Genomic DNA, 783 nt, shown 5'->3' on the forward strand with positions numbered 1-783 from the left:
GTCATGTTTGTCGTGTCCATGGTCGTCATGTTTGTCGTGTCCATGGTCGTCATGCTTGTCGTGTCCATGGTCGTCATGTTTGTCGTGTCCGTGGTCATCATGATCGTCGTGTCCGTGGTCGTCATGCTTGTCGTGTCCATGATCATCATGATCGTCATGCCCATGTTCGTCATGATCGCCATGATCATGGCCTTCAAAGGTTGCACCTTCGCGGAAGGCATATGTGATGGTTTCGTCTAACTCAAGTATCTCGACTTTCTTCGCAGACTCGGCAACGTTATCCATCGATTTCTCAAGCCAAGGTGTTAACTCTTCTCCCATCCAAAACACGACATCAGAATTTGCGAGTGAACGAGCTTGGGAAGGCTTCAGGCTATAGTAATGCGGCGATGCTTCTGCAGGAATGATAAGGTTGGGCTCTGTTACACCTGCGGTAACCTGACTAACAATTGAGTGCAGTGGTGCAATATCTACTGCAATGCTAGGTGCGTCAGCAAATGCTGTAAGAGGAAGTAATGACGTCATGAGCGCCAAGCGATTTTTCTTGAGCATATCTTTTCCTTGAGCCTGTTTTATTGGAGTTTAAATAAGTCTTCAAAACGTAATGATATGTTGTATCATAGCTCCTTCGTCCTTTGCTTAACAACTCGTATTTTTTGGTGGGTCGTTAGGCAGTTTTTTTGAGGTAATGCGTGAGCAAAAAATTAATAGAGTGCGAGCAGCTTTCAGTGTCTTTTGGCGCAAAGCCCGTACTCAGTAATATCTCCATGTCTGTTGGGGCAG

At 45.8% G+C, this 783-nt stretch carries 1 protein-coding gene; it reads right to left on the reverse strand.

Annotation, left to right across the window (positions count from 1 at the left end; all coding sequences use genetic code 11):
* Positions 1–552 (reverse strand): metal ABC transporter solute-binding protein, Zn/Mn family (locus tag A3762_RS02595; protein ID WP_156493160.1); only part of this gene is annotated, 552 nt, incomplete at its 3' end.
* Between the last annotated feature and the right edge of the window lie 231 nt (positions 553–783).

The sequence above is a fragment of the Oleiphilus sp. HI0125 genome, assembly GCF_001635355.1.